At 40.5% G+C, this 18,836-nt stretch carries 16 protein-coding genes; 3 read left to right on the top strand and 13 right to left on the bottom strand.

The features are described from left to right. The first annotated feature begins 22 nt into the window (after window positions 1-22). Entirely contained in the window at window positions 23-1,414 is a 1,392-nt protein-coding gene (locus AC07M3_RS16135; protein WP_494567793.1) for an aminotransferase-like domain-containing protein, read from the top strand. Window positions 1,415-1,429: 15 nt separating this feature from the next. Here the strand turns inward: AC07M3_RS16135 and AC07M3_RS16130 are convergent, their stop codons facing one another. The 12 genes from AC07M3_RS16130 to AC07M3_RS16075 form a co-directional block, all read right to left on the bottom strand. Further along, entirely contained in the window at window positions 1,430-1,912 is a 483-nt protein-coding gene (locus tag AC07M3_RS16130; protein WP_133746788.1) for a winged helix-turn-helix transcriptional regulator, read from the bottom strand. Window positions 1,913-2,129: 217 nt separating this feature from the next. Continuing rightward, entirely contained in the window at window positions 2,130-3,365 is a 1,236-nt protein-coding gene (locus AC07M3_RS16125; RefSeq protein ID WP_494567794.1) for a molybdopterin molybdotransferase MoeA, read from the bottom strand. Next, window positions 3,365-4,288, bottom strand: a complete 924-nt coding sequence (gene moaCB / locus AC07M3_RS16120; protein WP_003652229.1) for a bifunctional molybdenum cofactor biosynthesis protein MoaC/MoaB — start codon at window positions 4,286-4,288, stop codon at window positions 3,365-3,367. Before moaCB ends, AC07M3_RS16125 begins: the two co-directional genes overlap by 1 nt. Before the next feature lie 23 nt (window positions 4,289-4,311). Continuing rightward, window positions 4,312-4,797: a molybdenum cofactor biosynthesis protein MoaE gene (locus AC07M3_RS16115; protein WP_133746791.1), complete on the bottom strand. Its 486-nt coding sequence runs from the start codon at window positions 4,795-4,797 to the stop codon at window positions 4,312-4,314. A gap of 3 nt (window positions 4,798-4,800) precedes the next feature. Then, the gene (locus tag AC07M3_RS16110) at window positions 4,801-5,055 is read right to left on the bottom strand and encodes a hypothetical protein (RefSeq protein ID WP_017392204.1); all 255 of its coding nucleotides are present in this window, start codon (window positions 5,053-5,055) and stop codon (window positions 4,801-4,803) included. Then, complete coding sequence (gene moaA, locus AC07M3_RS16105; RefSeq protein WP_494567795.1) at window positions 5,056-6,096, bottom strand: GTP 3',8-cyclase MoaA; 1,041 nt, start codon at window positions 6,094-6,096, stop codon at window positions 5,056-5,058. A 227-nt stretch (window positions 6,097-6,323) separates the two neighbouring features. Further along, window positions 6,324-8,597: a molybdopterin-dependent oxidoreductase gene (locus AC07M3_RS16100; protein WP_494567796.1), complete on the bottom strand. Its 2,274-nt coding sequence runs from the start codon at window positions 8,595-8,597 to the stop codon at window positions 6,324-6,326. 151 nt (window positions 8,598-8,748) lie between these two features. Next, on the bottom strand, window positions 8,749-9,378 hold the full coding sequence (gene mobA, locus AC07M3_RS16095; protein ID WP_494567797.1) for a molybdenum cofactor guanylyltransferase: 630 nt from the start codon (window positions 9,376-9,378) through the stop codon (window positions 8,749-8,751). After that, window positions 9,375-12,155, bottom strand: coding sequence for a molybdopterin-dependent oxidoreductase (locus AC07M3_RS16090; RefSeq protein WP_494567798.1), 2,781 nt, complete (start codon window positions 12,153-12,155; stop codon window positions 9,375-9,377). The genes mobA and AC07M3_RS16090 overlap by 4 nt, the downstream gene beginning before the upstream one ends. Window positions 12,156-12,173: 18 nt before the next feature. Further along, window positions 12,174-13,796, bottom strand: coding sequence for a nitrite reductase small subunit NirD (gene nirD / locus AC07M3_RS16085; RefSeq protein ID WP_494567799.1), 1,623 nt, complete (start codon window positions 13,794-13,796; stop codon window positions 12,174-12,176). Window positions 13,797-13,810: 14 nt separating this feature from the next. Then, window positions 13,811-16,357 (bottom strand): nitrite reductase large subunit NirB, encoded by a 2,547-nt coding sequence (nirB, locus tag AC07M3_RS16080; protein ID WP_494567800.1) that lies wholly within the window; start codon window positions 16,355-16,357, stop codon window positions 13,811-13,813. A gap of 11 nt (window positions 16,358-16,368) precedes the next feature. Further along, window positions 16,369-16,710, bottom strand: a complete 342-nt coding sequence (locus AC07M3_RS16075; RefSeq protein ID WP_092707001.1) for a hypothetical protein — start codon at window positions 16,708-16,710, stop codon at window positions 16,369-16,371. Between the two features lie 386 nt (window positions 16,711-17,096). On the opposite strand from AC07M3_RS16075, the gene AC07M3_RS16070 reads away from it, so the two are divergent. Both AC07M3_RS16070 and AC07M3_RS16065 read left to right on the top strand, forming a co-directional pair. Further along, window positions 17,097-17,687 (top strand): ANTAR domain-containing response regulator, encoded by a 591-nt coding sequence (locus tag AC07M3_RS16070; RefSeq protein ID WP_092706999.1) that lies wholly within the window; start codon window positions 17,097-17,099, stop codon window positions 17,685-17,687. After that, window positions 17,688-18,710 carry an ABC transporter substrate-binding protein gene (locus AC07M3_RS16065; protein WP_494567801.1) on the top strand — a complete coding sequence of 341 codons (1,023 nt, stop codon included), beginning with the start codon at window positions 17,688-17,690 and terminating at the stop codon, window positions 18,708-18,710. Here AC07M3_RS16065 and AC07M3_RS16060 read toward each other — a convergent pair. Further along, complete coding sequence (locus AC07M3_RS16060) at window positions 18,697-18,825, bottom strand: hypothetical protein (RefSeq protein WP_494567802.1); 129 nt, start codon at window positions 18,823-18,825, stop codon at window positions 18,697-18,699. The two genes, AC07M3_RS16065 and AC07M3_RS16060, sit on opposite strands and share 14 nt — an antisense overlap. Between the last annotated feature and the right edge of the window lie 11 nt (window positions 18,826-18,836).

Genomic DNA, 18,836 nt, shown 5'->3' with positions numbered 1-18,836 from the left:
GTACAGTTGAGATTTTAAGTCCGTGAACCAGAACAAAACAAAAATTGAAATTGTTATTTTGGAAATTGAGCAACAAATAAAAAATCGATCTTTAATGCCTGGAGCACGCTTACCTTCTGTTCGTAAATTAGCAAATGATCTGGGTTTTTCAGTCTCAACTGTTGTAGAAGCATATGAAAGATTAATTGCTTTAGGGAAAATTGAATCAAGAACTGGATCGGGATTTTATATTGTTGGTCCTCTCGCACCTTTATCTTTAAGTGACTTAAGCCCCCAGTTAGAACGATCGGTAGACCCTCTATGGATTTCGCGTCAGTCTTTGGAGGCGAAAGCAGACGTGTTTAAACCTGGTTGTGGTTGGTTACCCGATGACTGGATGCCATTAGACAGTATTCGTAAAGGATTAAGAGCTGCTGCAAGGAGTTCAGACGCTTGTTTAATGAGCTATTCTGCACCTTTAGGATTACCAGCTTTGCGGGATTTATTAGCAAGGCGTGCCCAATCAAAAGGAATAGATGCAAATTTAAATCAAGTACTTTTAACAGACTCTGGAACTCAAGCGATTGATTTAGTTTTCCGGTTCTTACTAAAGCCCGATGACGTCGTTCTGATTGATGATCCTTGTTATTTTAACTTTCATGCACTACTTAAAGTTCATCAAGTTAAAGTAGTTGGAGTACCTTACACACCGACAGGCCCAGATTTAGAAGCATTTAAAGAAGCAATTGATACTTATAACCCACGTCTTTATATCACCAACTCAGGAATTCACAATCCAACTGGAGCAACGCTTTCTCTTTCTACGGCGCACCAACTCTTAAAATTGATTGAGCAATCTAACTTAATAGTAGTTGAAGACGATATTTTTTCAGATTTTGAATATACCCCAGCTCCTAGGCTTGCTGCTTTAGATAATCTTTCACGCGTCATCTTTATTGGAAGTTTTTCTAAAACATTATCTGCATCTATTCGTTGTGGCTATATTATTGCAAAACCGGAATGGGTTGATCAGCTCACCGATTTAAAAATTGCGACCACTTTCTCGCATAACGGTGTTTCTGCAGAGGTTTTGCTTTCCGCTTTGACAGATGGTTCTTATCGCAAACATTTAGAGTTATTAAAAGTTCGTTTAGCAAAAGCCATGCATGACACTATTACCAAACTAGAACCGCTAGGCATACGACCATGGATTAAACCGCAAGCAGGTATTTTTGTGTGGTGTCATTTACCTGAAGGTTTAGAAGCTCCAAAAATTGCGAAATATTGTATTAATCATAATGTTATTCTTGCGCCTGGAAATGCTTTTAGCCAAGCGCCTAATGCGGGTCAATTTATCCGCTTTAATGTGGCACAATCAAATCATGGACATATTTATAAGACTCTTGCTGATGCTATTCAACAAGAGTCTTCATAATTTATACCGAGAAAATTAAGCTTGTTTCTGTTTTTGTTGAATATATGCAAAATAGCCCGGTCCAGCTGAGACTTGCACTTGTTTTGCATGTAAAGGCTCACGGCAGACCGAACATACCATAACCGGTTCAAACTTATGTCCACATGTTTTATGACGATATTCTAGTGGCTTACCTAAACCTTGATCCATCCATTTATCTGCCCAATTCGCCATAGATAAAATAATTGGATAAAGCTCAAAGCCCTTATCAGTCAGTCGATACTCAAAACGCTCTTGGCGATCAAAATATGGTGCTTTGACTAGAATTTCATATTCAACCAAACGCTTTAAACGATCTGAAAGGACATGACGAGTTACGCCTAATGATTTTTGAAAATCGTCAAAACGGCGTATTCCCATAAAAGCATTACGTAATATTAGCATCGTCCATCGATCGCCAATCACTGATAGCATACGAGCAACCGAACAAGGTTGATCACCGATGTCATCCCATTTCATCTTTATGCGTTCCTCGATATTACCTAGCCCAACGGCCCTATTGTTTATACCCTAAACCACTTACTACGATTTATGCAAGATTCATTATAAAAATAACTTCTTATCAACTTTATAAAAAAATTTTCATTATGAAAAAAGAGAAAGTTATTATTAAAAATTGCTAAATAAATATAACCCACTCATTTTCATAATGAGTCATATTTATCATCTTTTATAATTAATTTGAAATAAATACGCCTTTCAATATATTGCCTGCTTCTAGTTTTACGCCCGCTGGAATTCGAACCAGACAATTGGCCTGCATTAAATTACTCAGCATGTGAGATTGCTGTTTTCCAAGACTTTTTATTTTAAGCTGTCCATTTTCAAAATAAGCATACATACGTAAAAAACGCTCACGTGCATCTTCTTTTAAATCATGATCTAAAATCGCACTAAACCACTCAGGCCCTGCTTGATTTCCCTGTACGGTATCTAGTAATGCCTTACCATACACCTGCATAGACACATAGACCGCAGCAGGGTTGCCCGGCAAACCGAGCAAATAACAACGATGATCTGTTTCTGGGTTTGAATATTCAGCAAAGAACAGTGGTTTGCCAGGTTTCTGTTTTACTTTCCAAAAGATTTGTTCAAAACCAACCTCAAAAGCACATGGTCGTACAAAGTCATAATCACCTACAGAGACTCCACCTGTCGTTATAATGACATCATGGCTATCTTTTAACTGATTAAAGTAATGCGTGACTTGCTCTGCCTCATCTGCCACATGAATCAGTTCAACATCCAAGCCATAATCTTCAAACCAAGCTTTTAATAATGGCCCATTTGCATCAAAGATTTTGCCGTCGACAAGATCTTCTGCCGTTTCTGCAACTTCATCACCAGTCACCAAAACAGCGACTTTCGGTGCACGATAAACTTCAACCGTTTGCACACCTGCCATACTTAAGGCAGCTAAGCTTCCAATATTTAGAAACTGTCCAGCTTGTGCAAGCAATTGGCCTTTCTGGACTTCTTCACCTGTAAAACGAATATCGGCTTGGGGACGTATATGCTCAGTTAAGCAAATTTCTTGGGTCGAAAGAACCGATACAATTTCTTGCCTCGCAACATGAGTTGTTCCTTCTGGAATTTTACCACCTGTAAATATACGGATAGCCTGACCTTCATGAAGGGTGTCATTGCTTTCACTTCCCGCACGGATCTCGCCCGTAACCTGAAATTTTAGATTATTTAAATCTTCCGCATGGCTACAAAGTGCGTAACCATCCACAGCACTTTGAGAAAAGCTTGGCAGATTAATTTCTGAATAAATTTCTTTAGCGAGATATCTACTTAAACTGTTTTGAAGAACTTGGTTAATAGAACACAATTTTTTTGGCTGCTTAACAATCAGCTCAAGTGCTTCATCTACACTAATTAATCCACGTTCTGTACCACAACCTGACATTATTCATAGCCTCCCGGATGCGGTAAATCACGGCACACATCAAAAATATGAACGAGAGCTGGTAAAATAGCAGCCATTGATTCGCTTGCTCCACCACGACTTCCCGGTAAAGTCACCACCAATGAGCGATCAATAAAACCAGCTACTCCACGTGACATTGCTGCATATGGTGTGCGTTTTTGTCCAAAAGATCGCGCTGCCTCCATTAAGCCGTCTAGCTTACGCTCAAGAAGTGGCTCTAGCGTATCTACCGTAATATCACGCTTACCAATTCCGGTTCCACCCACCGTCATAATGCAAGCATATGACTTACTCAGCTCAAGCACTAAATCTTTTAGAACATCTGCTTCATCAGGCAAAATTTGGTAATGAATCGGATCGAATCCTGCTTCAGTTAAAGTTTCGACCACAGACTTTCCAGCTGTATCAGGTTTTCTACCAGCTGCAACGGTGTCGGATAACACAATGACTGCTGCCGAAACGGGCTGACGAAGAACTCGCTTAAAGTGTGATTTCCCGCCCTTTTTCTTAAGCAGTTTACATTGATCCATCCAGAGTTCTTCTGGCTCACAATGTGGCTTTAACATGTCGTAAATGGTTAAACCTGCAAGACTTGCAGCCGTGAGGGCTTCCATTTCCACCCCAGTAGGACCAATGGTTTCAACCACAGTAATAATCTTTACAAAATCATGTTCTAATTCATATTCAACATCTGCACGATAAATCGGCAGTGGATGACACAAAGGAATCAGCTCATCGGTGCGTTTGGCTGCCAAAATTCCTGCCACACGTGCGGTTTTTAATGCATCACCCTTTTCAGTATTACCTTGTCTTAATAGCTCAATACAATGTGGAGGGGCATATAAAATCGCTTGTGCTTCAGCAACACGATAACTTTCCGGCTTCATTCCTACGTTTTTCATTATTTATCCTAGTGGTGCAGATTTCAGTGTGAGTGTTCATGGCCGGCATGATGGTGATGCTTGTGTTCTTGTGGTGCATCTTTGCGAATACAACAACCTTCTACATAATGACTCGTACCGTCTGTAAAGAACTCTTCTTTAAAAACTGGCACTTCATGCTTCACCCGCTCAACCGCTTCCTCACATGCTTGAAAAGCTTCACGGCGATGGGCTGCATAAGCAATTGCAATAATGGCTGTTTCACCTACATCCAGATATCCAATCCGATGAACGACCCGCACATAAGATACCTGATACTTTTTCTCAATTTCCAGTTCAATTTCACGTATCATTTTTTCAGAAAGGGGCTTATAGGACGTATATTTCAACGCTTTAACAGCTTTACCCTCATGGTGGTTACGAACCGTACCTATAAAAATATCGATTCCACCACATTCAGGAAATGACTGGATAGGATCAAAAGTATCTAAACTTAAAGCCTGCTCTTGTATACGTGCAAAATCTCGCATGACTCACCCTCCTGCAACTGGTGACAATAAAACCAAAGTACATGGCTCACTTAAAGCAGATTGTCTCGTTATGACATTATCGCCAATCGCACATGCACATTTTTCCATGGCTTGTGTACATTCTGGATGTAATGAAACAATTTCATCTAATACATTTTTAACCAAAATATGATTGGGACAAACCAACGAAAGGTTTTGAGGAAGCAATTTTTCAATTGCGCCAAACGCTTCTATTTTAATTTGGATAGACTGCTGCATTTATCCCCCAAGCATATGCATACTGATTTTACGGGTTTGTTGATGTTGTAAGGCATGAAAACCTTTAGCTTTGTGCCAAATATACGGCATAACCATATCTGTTAACTGTTGAATATACATTGCATAATCAGCTGTAGTAGGTGCACCTAATAATGATTGAAGTTGGGGTTTAATATTGAGACCTTGCGGTGCAAATAAACAGTTGTAGAGTTCACCTTGTGCAGTTAACCGTATACGGTCGCATTGATGGCAAAATGAATGAGTGATTGTGGAAATAATTCCAAGAGAGTAGCTATTATTGATCAGATATTGGCGTGCTGGCTCATGCTGTTGTTCGATAACCTCTACTGAATAATGGGGTTGTAAAGCTTGTAAAATTTCAGCCTCACTCACCACATCTTTGCTAGACCAAAGCGCATCGCCATCAAGTGGCATAAACTCAATAAAGCGTAAAGGAATATGATTAGCGATTGACCATTCAACCATCGGTAAGATCTGATCGTCGTTTTTATTTTTCATCAATACGCAGTTAATTTTGAATGGTAATCCGACATCTTTAGCAGCCTGAATACCCTCGAGAACAGGTTCTAATTTTTTCTTGGTAAGCTCTTTAAACTGAATAGCATCAAGACTGTCTAAACTAATATTTAGGTCATCTAATCCCGCATCTTTTAACAGCCTAGCGTATTTTGCAAGGTAATGCCCATTTGTAGTCATTGAAATACGTTTTAGGCCCAGCGCCTTCAAAGCTTGTAACTCACGAACAAAATGCACAATGCCTTGACGCATTAATGGTTCGCCGCCTGTAATGCGGATACTTTCAACACCATGTTGCACCATAAAATGACAAAATTGAAAGAGTGCCTCAAAACCAAGCAGATCTTGCTTATTCAACCATTCAGGATGTTCAGGCATGCAATATACACACTTAAAATTACAGCGATCAGTTACGGAAATACGTAGCTTTCGCTTTATACGGCCATATTGGTCTTGAAGAACCAAAGGCGTATTTTCAGAGTGATATTGTTTCATCATTTGCACTCATATCGAGAACAGTTCAAATATTGCTGGCACTTTTTCTGAGCAATTAAAATAGAAATTTGCTCTTCAATAGTGCTCTGCTGTTTAAGCAAAATTTGTTCCAATTCTATTTATCATCCATAACTTCTTAGCTTTTTAATAGATCTTTTGCCGCACCACTTCAACTGTAATTTTATAACTGTATAAATTTAGTGCGACTTCAATCTCTTGTATGCCCTACATTATTTCTAGCATTTTTCTAGACGGATGGGTACATATTTATGGTACGGTGTTTTCGATAAAGGATCACAATGTTCACCAGACACCAGAAGATTTAATTGTGGCCCTATTGGCTCTCCACCTTGAAAGCGCATGCCATAACCATGTGGAAGAGACACAATACCTTTTCGCATACCCTCATCAAAATCTACGGTGACCTGAATTTCTCCGTGTTGTGAGATACATTTGAGTTGATCTCCTACAACTACATTCAAGTTTGTTGCATCTTCAGGATGAATTCTCAAAGCCCCTTCTGCATCTACTTTTCGCCATGCAGGGTCACGGTAAATCTGATTAGCGTTATAACTACGGCGCTCCCCCGACAAAAGTATGAAAGGAAACTCTTCAATACTAAATTGATGATTTTTTAAATTTGCCAACTCACTCAACATTTCGGGAATAGCCAGACGTATTTTTTTGTCTTTGTATGCAACAAGCTTCCAAACTTCGTCATATTCATGTTGTGATAACACTACACCTGAACGCTGATTTAAAATTTGCTCAAACAACCGAACACCTAAGGTTAAAGGATTACCTTTGTAACCTGCACGGCGCACAGCTTTAGTATGTAAAACCGAATATTGAATAGACAGTGGTAATAAAAATGCCGTTGAAGCTGCTGAATTTTCTAGATGTTTACCTAAAGTGCGATAGAGAATTGAAGCTGCAAAAGGAATGTATTTTTTATGTCGAGCAAAAGTTAGACCCAAAGCCGACAGATAAGGTAAATAGGCTGTTTTTTTCGAATCGACCGCGGCTATTTTTTCTAACACTGGAAAGCTTTTAGGAATGACCTGCATGGCTTCAAGTAATCGTGTATAAATTTCGGCTTCAGGTAAAGTATTGCCTTGGGCAGTGAATACTGGATGTCTCAGGTGAAAACCATTCTTAGGGAACTCAAGATTAAAACCAGTAAATTCCCATTTTTCAAACTGCGTATGTGCCGGCAAGATATAATCTGCCAATCTGGCTGTTTCCGTCATGGCAACATCGACTACGACCAACAAATCTAATGCTTTAAATGCTTTTTCGTATGCAGGTGTATCAGGATAGGTTAATAAAGGATTACAGCTATCTACAAAAACTACGCGAATTCGTTTTTCGCCTGCTTTTAATATTTCATCGGGCAAAATATTTGGTGGAAAGAACCCAGAAATCGGGAACATTTTATGGTAAACACTGCGTCGATATTTCGGCTTTCTTTCATCGGTATCGCTTAAAATTGGAATAAACATGGTGTGTAAATTATTGGTGCCTTGTTTTCCAAAGTTTCCGGTCAATAAATACAGTAGTTTTTCTAAATATCCGTTTAATGTCGTATTTAAAGTATGCTGAATACCTAAATCGATGCGCACACAGCCTCTTTTAGCCTTCGCAAAATCTCGAACCACTTGATAAATCAAATCGACTGGTACATCCGCTTTTGCAATATATTCTTCAATCGGGACACGGCTAAAAGTTGTTTTTACCTCTTCAAACCCTTGTGTATGCTGTTCAATGAACTTCACATCATAAAGTTGTTCTTTAATAATAATGGCAATCATGGCCGACATTAAAAAAGCATCAGTTCCGGGTTTTAACTGCACATGAATATCTGCTTGTTTGGCCGTTTCGGTAACACGTGGGTCAAACACCACCATGGTACGGTTGGGGTCTTTTTTAATATGCTTTAGCGTGTCTCGTGCATTTGGAATCCCATGTGCCTGAAACGGATTTGTGCCAATAAAAAGAACATAATCTGCGTATTCAACATCTTCGGTGGTATGGCAGGCCTGACTTCCAAATAAACGCCCATTAAGCCAGAAATCACCCGTTTTTTCTTGAGCAAGAGAGTTGTAAGCATAATAACTCTTCATCGCTAGCAAAAGCTGACGCCCGTAAGCTGCACCAAGATGATTACCTTGACCACCTCCCCCAACAGAAGCAAAAGCAGTTCCACCAAAATTATCTCTAATCTGAACTAAACGTTCGGCAATTTCGTGTATAGCATTGTCCCAACTAATTTCTTGAAATGAACCATTTGGTTGACGCTTCAAAGGTGTAGTTAATCGGTCTGCATGCTGCTGATAGTGCTGTAATCTTGCTGCTTTTTGACAAATGTAGCCTTGTGAAAATGGATGCTCTGGATTACCTTTAATTTTGACAAATTGATTATCTTTAATTTCGACACTTAACCCGCAATTTCTTGAACACAAAATACATGCGGTAACATCCGTTTTGTTTTGCTTTAGCGCTTCTACCATTTCGATTGACTCCCTTTATTTTTATGCATATGGATAGAACTAAAATAACAAGTTCCAAAATAGAACTTATATAATAAATAGTCAACGGCACAAAGATTAAAAACGTTTTTCGCACGACCAATGTAAGGTTAAAAGCTATTCAAATACATCGTTAATTTGCTGTAAAAATTTCTTTAAATGCTGTGATTTGTTTGTATTGCTGAAGCTCATCTAGAGAATTGATGCTATGAAAAAATAAATTTTGTTTTTGAAATATGGCGACTTGTGCATGTAAAAGCTTAAAGCACTCTTTCAAACTTAATCGTTGTTTTTCAATTTGCTCTGTTATCGTGATTAGGCTTTCACGCTTTAACAAGCAAAATGGGTACAAGGCATCTCCATTAATTGACACATAAGCTGCTTGAGCTTGTTTGTTTTTCCGAAGTGCACCATGCAATTTCGCAACGACTTGCGTTGGTATATAGGTCACATCACAAGGAATAAACAAAACATAATCTGCTTCAACATTTGACCATGCGCTTTTCATACCCATCAGTGGGCCGAGAAAGCCTGAAGCATCATCTTTAAAACATTTAATATCTGGCACAATACTTTGATAGATAGAGTAGTCGCGATGACTATTGACCCAAAGTTCAGATACCGATGATCTTAATTTTTGATGAATTTTAAGAAGTTGGGGTTCACCATCAAATTGCTGCAACAACTTATTTAAACCGTTCATACGGCGGGCTTGTCCACCCGCTAGAATGACCAAATCAGTTACGGGATATCCCTTATTCACACTTCCACCTCCTGTTGGCAAGCTTTAATCAGGCCACGGATTTCAGGTAAACATGAACCACAGTTCCCACCTGCTTTTAAACAAGCAGTAACCTGTTTTTCATGGGTAATGTTTTGTGTTTTTATCGCTTCGATAATTTTATTCTTACCTACTTTAAAACAACTACACACTAAAGGCCCATCATTATTAGTAGCCGACATCGGCATACCCGCTAGCAAAGCTTTTCGGTGCAAGGCACTTAAACGTTCACGTTTAAACAGACTAGCGACCCAATCACGGTCTGGCAATAAATCTGGCGGTGCAATATATAAGCTTGCAATTACAATGCCATCTTTCAAAATAACGCTATGGCTCAGTTGTGAAGAGATATCTTCAATACTCAACCATTCAAAAGTTTCATCGGCAAATGGCAAGAAATTTTTCAGGTTCTTTTGAGTATCATGAAAAGTTTGGCGGTCTGCAAGTTCATAACGGTTGGTTTTAACCATTTTGACCTTAGTCCACCATGCACAGTGATGTAGCGATTGTTGGATATGCGAATCATATCCTTCACGAACATAGAGCACACCTTGCCAAGTCGTATAAAACGGCTGAATGGTGACAGGTGTATGCTTAAATTCAGGCTCACCCGAAATTGCATCGACTTCTGGGTTAACGACTTTACCAATACGAGCATCGGAGGCAACTTGTTCTGTCCAGTGAATGGGTGCAAAAATTTGCCCGCGACGTACGCCCGATGAGAATGTCACACGCAATACACAACTGCCCCACTTTGAACGAACTTCAACCAAACCTTGATCACGTACACCAAACTTTAGCGCATCGCTCGGATGAATCTCACAGAATGGTTCTGCACGGTGACTGGTTAAGTTTGCTGACAAGCCAGTACGGGTCATGGTATGCCACTGATCACGAATACGGCCAGTGTTCAAAATGAGTGGATAGTCTTCTGAAACTGCATGAACCGGATCAATTGCGACCGTTGGAATCAGTTTTGCCTTCGCATTTTTATAACTAAATTGACCCTTGCCAAACAGTTGCTGAACGGCTTTAGCATCTTGAGCTTTATTCCACACTGGCCATTGTACAGGTTGCAGAGCATCGTACTCAGCAGCATTTAAATTCATCAAACCTTTAAGGTTGAAATAACGAAAATTATTACTTTCTTCGCGTGCATCTATATCTACATTATCTTGTGCAGATAGTGCCGCATGCTCATTAAAGATGTCACTAGGGCCGGCAAAGTCGAAACCATTAAAGCCTAATTTTTTCGCAACTTGGCTCACTGACCACCAATCTGCTTTTGCTTCGCCTGGAGCAGGTAGGAAAGCGCGCTGACGAGAGATACGGCGTTCGGAGTTAGTTACAGTACCGTTTTTTTCTCCCCAACCCAAAGCAGGAAGTAAAATATCAGCATATGCTGTCGTATCGGTATCTGCACAAATATCTGACACCACGACCAGCTCGCATTTTTCTAATGCACGTTTGACTTGGTCTGCATCAGGCAAGCTCACAACTGGATTAGTTGCCATAATCCAAATCGCTTTAATTTCCCCTGATTCAACAGCACGGAACAAATCAACTGCTTTTAAACCCGCTTGATTAGCAATGAATGGGCTATCCCAAAAGGTTTGCACGACTTTTTGATGCAGTGGGTTATCTAAATCCATGTGAGCTGCTAGCATATTTGCCAAGCCACCCACTTCTCGGCCACCCATCGCATTGGGTTGGCCTGTCATTGAAAACGGTGCTGCACCCAGTTTGCCAATTTTTCCAGTGAGTAAATGACAGTTAATAATACTATTGGCTTTATTTACACCCTGAGTGGATTGGTTCACACCCATTGAAAATAGTGTTACTACTTTTTCGGTCTGAGCGAATTTCTCAAAGAACTGCTGCAACTTCTCTAGCGCAATTCCTGTACGCTTTGCTACATACTCCATATCAGTTTCTGGCTGACTGCTCGCCAAAACTTCTTGTAGGCCTTCGGTATAAGCATCGACAAATGCCTGATCGGCATGACCATTTTGATATAAGTATTGAAATAAGCCATTAAACAAGGCGACATCTTGGCCCGGTAAAATCGGCAAATGCAAATCGGCTTGTTCACAGGTACTGGTAAAGCGTGGGTCAATTACCACCACAAACATATCTGGGTTTTGGCTCTTTGCCTGCATAATCCGTTGATACAGTACCGGATGGCACCATGCAGTATTGGAACCTACCAATACCACCATGTCTGCATGTTCAAAATCTTCATAGCTTGCTGGTACAAGATCTTCACCAAAGCTACGTTTATGTCCAGCCACCGCTGATGACATACATAATCTTGAGTTAGTATCGATATTCGCAGTACCCAAATAGCCTTTTACAAATTTATTAACGACATAATAGTCTTCGGTAAGCAATTGTCCTGAAACATAAAAGGCGATGCTGTCACGACCATATTTGTCGATACACGACTGAAATTTATCGGCAATCTTATCGATTGCATCATCCCATGTAGTTACAGTCCGATGAGACTTACGTCCCGTCATTGGCTGTAAAACACGTGTTTCTAACCCCAAAGTATCCGCAAGACGGCTACCTTTAATGCATAAGCGCCCAAAGTTGGAAGGATGCTCGGCATCCCCCTCAACTTGAACCACAGGCCCTTGAGGTTTTTGTTGAACGTGTACACTGACACCGCAACCAACACCACAATATGGACATGTTGTTTTAGTTGTTTTTGCCACATGATCGGAGCTATCGATTTCAACGCTTGGAATACTGTTCATAACTGCTCCTTTCCCTATTTAGCCTGCATTTTTTAATGCAAAATCTCGACCAAATAACAGTTTATTTCTGAATGAAGAAACAGGGGTTTGATCTGCAATTAACTCTGCATACCACATGCCATCTTCAGTATCACCAAACAATACTGCACCAATTACTCTATCGCTTTGAATGATAATGCGTTTGTAAATCTGGCGTTTTTCATCGTTCAGGATAATATCTTCATAATCATCTTTCGGTTCAAAATTGCCCGCAGAGAATACATCGACACCACTGACTTTTAACTGGGTCGGTACAGTCGGTGCCTTAAAGGTCAAACTACCATGCTCAGCCAAGTGCGTCGCACAGATAAAGGCTTGGCCCCATAATGGCTCAACCAAACCAAATGTTTGCCCACGGTGTTCAATACACTCACCCACAGCATAAATACTTGGGTCAAAAGTTTGCATAGTGTCATTCACCAATACGCCGCGGTTACAGCGTAAACCTGCACTTTGTGCCAAGCTAATATTTGGTCGGATACCAACTGCAAAGACCACAAGGTCAGCATCTAAAACAGTACCGTCTTTTAGTCGAATCTGTTTTACATGACCATTTTCATCACCTACCAATGCTTCTGTATTGGCTTCAGTAATAATATTAATGCCCTTTTGTTCAATGCTATGACGCAGTAACTGACTCGCACGACCGTCGAGTTGACGCTCCATAATACGGTCCATTAAATGCAATACGGTCACGTTCATACCGCGTTGCTTTAAACCGTAAGCTGCTTCCAAACCAAGTAAGCCACCACCAATCACCACTGCATTGGTGTTTGAACCGCAGTACTCAATCATGGTGTTAACGTCATAAATATCACGGAAGGTTAAAACACCTTTTAAATCCACTCCTTGGACTGGTGGAATAAATGGCGCCGAACCAGTTGCCAAGATCAAACGGTCATAATCAACTGTTTGTTCCTTTTCGGTGTAAACCACTTTACGTGGGCGATCAATTTTTACAGCTTTGTCGCCTGCAATAAATTTGATACCTTTTTCGCTATACCACTTTGGCGGGTGCAGCATAATGTCTTCAATGGTTTTTTCACCCGATAAAACCGGAGATAACATAATACGGTTGTAGTTACCCCAAGGTTCTTCACCAATCACCGTGACTTCATAACGATCTGGTGCCATGTCGAGTAAATCTTCTAGGCAACGCATACCTGCCAAGCCATTACCAATCAGTACTAGTTTAAGTTTGTCTTGAGACACACCTGTATTGGTAATATAAGTTTTTTGTGGCACGGGGTTGATCAAAACACGACCATCAACAATTTTGCTCGGATAAACTGAGAGTTTTTGGTCTTTATCTTCTAAACAGCGACCAGTAGCCAAACTAAAGTGTTGTTTATAAATCGGTGATGCGATCACACGCTCGCCTTGTAAATCACCAATAATGCCGCGGCTCATGACATTTGCTTGGCTAAACGGATCTTTATTGCTTAACACATAAACGCGTTTTTCATGTCCAACTCTGAAGATTGCAACTGCTTGATCACCTACTAACGCGCCTGCGCCAGTGTTTGGGGTTAAATCATCTAGTGCACACACATCAATCCATTCGCCATCAGGAAGCATATTTTTGTCTTGTACAATATTCATAGAAATTCTCCTGCTTATGCTTCAACCATTGGAATACGGTCTTCTGAACGCTCAACGTCTGTTAATGGTCGGATTTGGCCACGTTCAGTCGTAAATTGAATGTGTGGATCGGCCTGTTCATTTGCACTTGCATTGATATAAGTTTGGAAGCGTTTACGAACTTCAGGATTTTCTACCGCAGTACGCCATTCATCTTGATATGTGCCAATCACATGTTCCATACGGCGCTCAAGCTCAGCAGCCAACCCAAGAGAATCATCAACCACCACAGATTTAAGGTAGTCCAAACCACCTTCCATGTTGTCGCGCCATACGCTGGTACGTTGTAAACGGTCTGCTGTTTGAATGTAGAACATATAGAAACGGTCGATATAACGAATTAGTGTCTCTTTATCGAGGTCAGATGCAAGCAATTCTGCATGACGCGGTTTCATCCCCCCATTACCACACACATAAAGGTTCCAACCTTTTTCAGTCGCGATAATACCAACGTCTTTACCTTGTGCTTCCGCACACTCACGTGTACAGCCAGACACCGCCATTTTTAATTTATGTGGTGAACGCAAACCCTTGTAGCGATTTTCAAGCTCAATCGCTAAACCAACCGAGTTATCTACACCGTAACGACACCATGTACTACCGACACAAGATTTCACGGTACGTAATGACTTACCGTATGCATGACCAGATTCAAAACCAGCAGCATTCAATTCTTCCCAAATGAATGGAAGCTCATGAACTTGTGCACCGAACATATCGACACGTTGACCACCAGTGATTTTGGTATAGAGGTTATATTTCTTGGCAATTTGACCAATGGCAATCAAACCATCCGGAGTGACTTCACCGCCAGCCATACGCGGTACGACCGAGTAAGAACCATCTTTTTGAATGTTACCCAAGTAGTAGTCGTTACTATCTTGTAGACCTGCATGACTTGGTTCAAGTACGAAGTCATTCCAACAAGATGCTAAGATGTTAGCAGCAGCAGGTTTACAGATATCACACCCTAAACCATGACCATGTTGATCAATCAAATCATCAAATGTTTTGATTTCATTGACACGAACCAAGTGATACAACTCTTGACGAGAGTAGGGGAAGTGTTCGCAAATGTGGTTGTTAACGGTTACACCTTGACGTTGTAACTCTGACTTCAATACTTGAGTCACTAATGGTGCACAACCACCACATGCAGTTGCTGCTTTGGTGCATTTCTTCAGTGCACCTAAAGAAGTCGAGCCATCGCTAATTGCTTGGCAAATGTCTGCTTTCGATACGTTGTTACATGAACAGATCGTTGCGCTATCTGGAAGTAAATCTACACCACTACCACCAGATTTTCCTGCTGATTGCTCAAAGCCTGGCATGATTAAACTTTCAGGTACTTCAGGTAAATCCAGACCGTTTAACATCATTTGTAAAAGGTCATTATATTCTTTGGCATCGCCCACCAAAACTGCACCCAGCAATTTAGTTTTGTCTGCATTTACAACAATCTTTTTATAAACTAGTTCATGCTCATCTGCATAGAAGTAGCTTAATGCACCCGGAGTCATGGCATGCGCGTCACCTACAGATGCAACATCAACACCCATCAATTTCAACTTGGTGCTCATGTCCGCACCAGCGAAAGAGTGACATTCTTCATCTAACACATGTTTCGCTGCAATACGTGCCATGTCATAGCCCGGTGCAACCAAACCGTAGATTTTGTTTTGCCAAAGCGCACATTCACCAATTGCGTAAATGTTGCTATCTGAGGTTTGGCAGTAATCATTAATTACAATACCGCCACGTTCACCAATCGCCAGACCACTATTACGTGCTAATTCATCACGTGGGCGAATACCTGCCGAGAATAAAATGATATCTGCTTCAAGTTCACTACCATCAGCAAACTTCATGACATGTGTTGTGCTATCACCGCATTCAATGCATTGAGTCGCTTTTTGCGTGTGAACTTTTACGCCCAAATCTTCAATTTTGCGGCGTAGAACTTTGCCACCCAAGTCATCAATTTGAACTGCCATCAAACGTGGAGCAAACTCAACAACATGTGTTTCCAAATCTAGGTCACGTAATGCTTTCGCTGCTTCAAGACCAAGCAACCCACCACCAATGACCACACCTGTTTTAGCATTCAGGCTCGCTGCACGAATGGCATCTAAGTCTTCAATGGTGCGGTAAACAAAGCAGTTTTCACGGTCATTACCCGAAATTGGAGGAACAAATGCATACGAACCTGTTGCTAACACCAATTTGTCATAGCTAATCACATCGCCATGATTGGTGGTTACTGTTTGTGCATCAGTATCAATTGCAGTTGCTTTGGTATTTAAACGCAGGTCTATGCCATGTGCATCTGCAAAGTCAAAACGAGCTAAAGATAAATCTTTTGCCGATTTCCCCGAAAAATATTCAGTCAAATGTACGCGGTCATACGCGATACGAGGTTCTTCCGCGAGAATCGTGATTTCCAGTTCATCATCTGCTTTTTCTAAAATGGCTTCGATGAATTTGTGGCCCACCATACCATGACCAATCATTACCAATTTCATAGTGTTTCTCCTCAAATCACGTTGCTTTTAAGCTGCGTTATTGCGTTCTCAAATAGACGTTGTTCTTTTGCCTTGTGCTCTACCGAGAAGCGAATCAACATCACGAAGCATGTAGCTGCTTTCAGCCAATTTTTTGCACTCGTTGACGACACCCAATGCACAGCAAAGTCATAAAAAGAAATAAAAAAAGCGAGCCCCCTCATAGAGAAGGCTCGCATCGCTGGAACTGAAAACTCAGATAATTCAGATGTAACTTTTTTATGCAATAAAAATAAAGACATGACCTTCACTCCGACTGAACGTAACTTCTTTGTGTGTACGGTTGCACTCACAAACTCGATCAGAACGGACATCGTTGGCCGTCTTTAAAACTCATGGTCGTCTTCGACCTGTAATTAAGTAAGCACTTTGCATGCCAATATTCTAAAAACTTAAGTAGATAATATTTTTTATATTTAATTTCATACAGATAGAAATTTTCAATGTGTAGGTAAAGAATTAAGTCTTATTTTGCCTGCTCTATCACTGCACACTTATATGGTTTAAATAGAAATACGCCTTGCTACAAAATGAATCGTATTTTTGCACCAAGATTGATCAGACCCATACTTTGGCATGCTAAAGTGCCATTAAAGCTCGATTTTTTCTTTAGTTTTCGATGGCACTAATCTTGCTTAAAAAACTGATAACAAAAAACGCGTCGAATTGGCGCATTTTCTTAGCCTGATTTTCTGAACTTATGCCAAAACTCAAAATAGCCCTTATTGATGATGATCATGCGCGAGCCGACTATATAAGAAAAAGTCTGCTTGAAAATGATTTTGAAGTGGTCGCTTGCCTTACTTTGGACCACTTGAATATCTTTCGCCTCGAACATTTACAAGCTGATGTGATCTTGCTTGATATGGACCATCCTCACCGTGACATTATTGAAAGCTGTGTCAGTAGCTATGACCTTCCTACCGTTCTGTTCACCAAAAATTCAGATAAAGATACAATCAAACAAGCCATAGATGCGGGGGTGACTGCTTATATTGTTGATGGTATTGATCCTTCCCGCTTACATACCATTTTAGAAATCTCTATTGAGCAATATAAAAAACACAAAAAACTCGAAGGAGATTTAAGAGATGCTCAAACTAAACTAGCTGATCGTAAAGATGTTGAAAAAGCCAAAGTTTTACTTATGCAACTCCATGGCCTTCCTGAAGATACAGCATTCCAGTTGCTCAGAAAAAATGCCATGAGCCACCGTATTACGATTGGGGAAATGGCTCGGCGTTTACTTGACGCCCAAAAATTACTTGGCAATCAACTAAAGGATGAATAAATGAGCACATTAGAAAAGACTCAATTACAACTTGGCTATATTCCTTTGCTTGATTGTCTTGCATTGCTTTGGGCGAAACAAAGAGGTTTCTTTGAAGAAGTAGGGCTCGACGTTACTTTAGTTAAAGAAGCATCATGGGCAAGTCTTCGCGACCGCCTTGCTTTTGGTTTATTAGATGCAGCCCACTGTTTATCTGCAATGTTACCTGCGGCCGCAGTAGGATCAGATCAAATTGGTACGCCACTGCAAACCTCACTAGTTTTGAGTGAAAATCGTGCATTTATCAGCTTAAGCCAAAAATTAACGCATCAACTTAAACTTCAAGAAAATGATATAGCTCAAGTAACGGCGCAAAAAGTGGTGCATTACATTGAACAAGGTCATTCCCTTTCTTTAGCCCACGTGTTTAAGCACTCCATTCATCATTATTGTTTAAGAGAATGGTTAGCTTTAGCAAACCCTGAACTCGCTCAATCGATTCAGCTCAAAACCTTACCACCACCTTATATGGTCGAAGCACTAGATAAGCATGTGATTGATGGTTTTTGTGTCGGAGAACCTTGGAATACTCAAGGCGAGCTTCTTGGTTTAAGTAAAATGATTTGCTCAAGTCAGAACATTATTCCACCTGTGGCTGACAAAGTTTTAGCCGTAACGCAGGAATGGGCTGAACAGCATCCACAAACGCTGGTTGCACTCACCGCTGCAATTATGAAAGCTCAGCAAGAACTTAGCGAACTAGAAGACTTTGCTCCAATTTTAAAATTATTGGTCGAGTTTGGAATTGTTCGTTTTCATTGCTCAGAAGAAGTGCATGTCGACAAATACTATATGATTCAGGATATTGTCCGTCATTTGGTAAAAGAAAGCGCTCTTCCCAAAGTAGAAGACTTTTATTGGCTCTTTCAGCAAATGCAAAAGTGGGATGACCTTCAGCTAGACCAAACGCAAATCAATGCACTGGGTCATAAATGCATCAATCTTGCAGCTTATGAACAAGCTAAGCAGCTTAATTTAGTCTAACACACCCAATCAACCAACAAAAAAAGCTGTCTTTTATATAAAAGACAGCTTGAAAGACCCATAAGACAAAATGCGAAACACGCATTACTATACTTTTTGGACTCAATTGATCCATTTAAAATATAG

This window comes from Acinetobacter sp. GW821-FHT09D10 (assembly GCF_059416285.1).
This window is presented reverse-complemented; position numbering and strand designations above follow the sequence as displayed.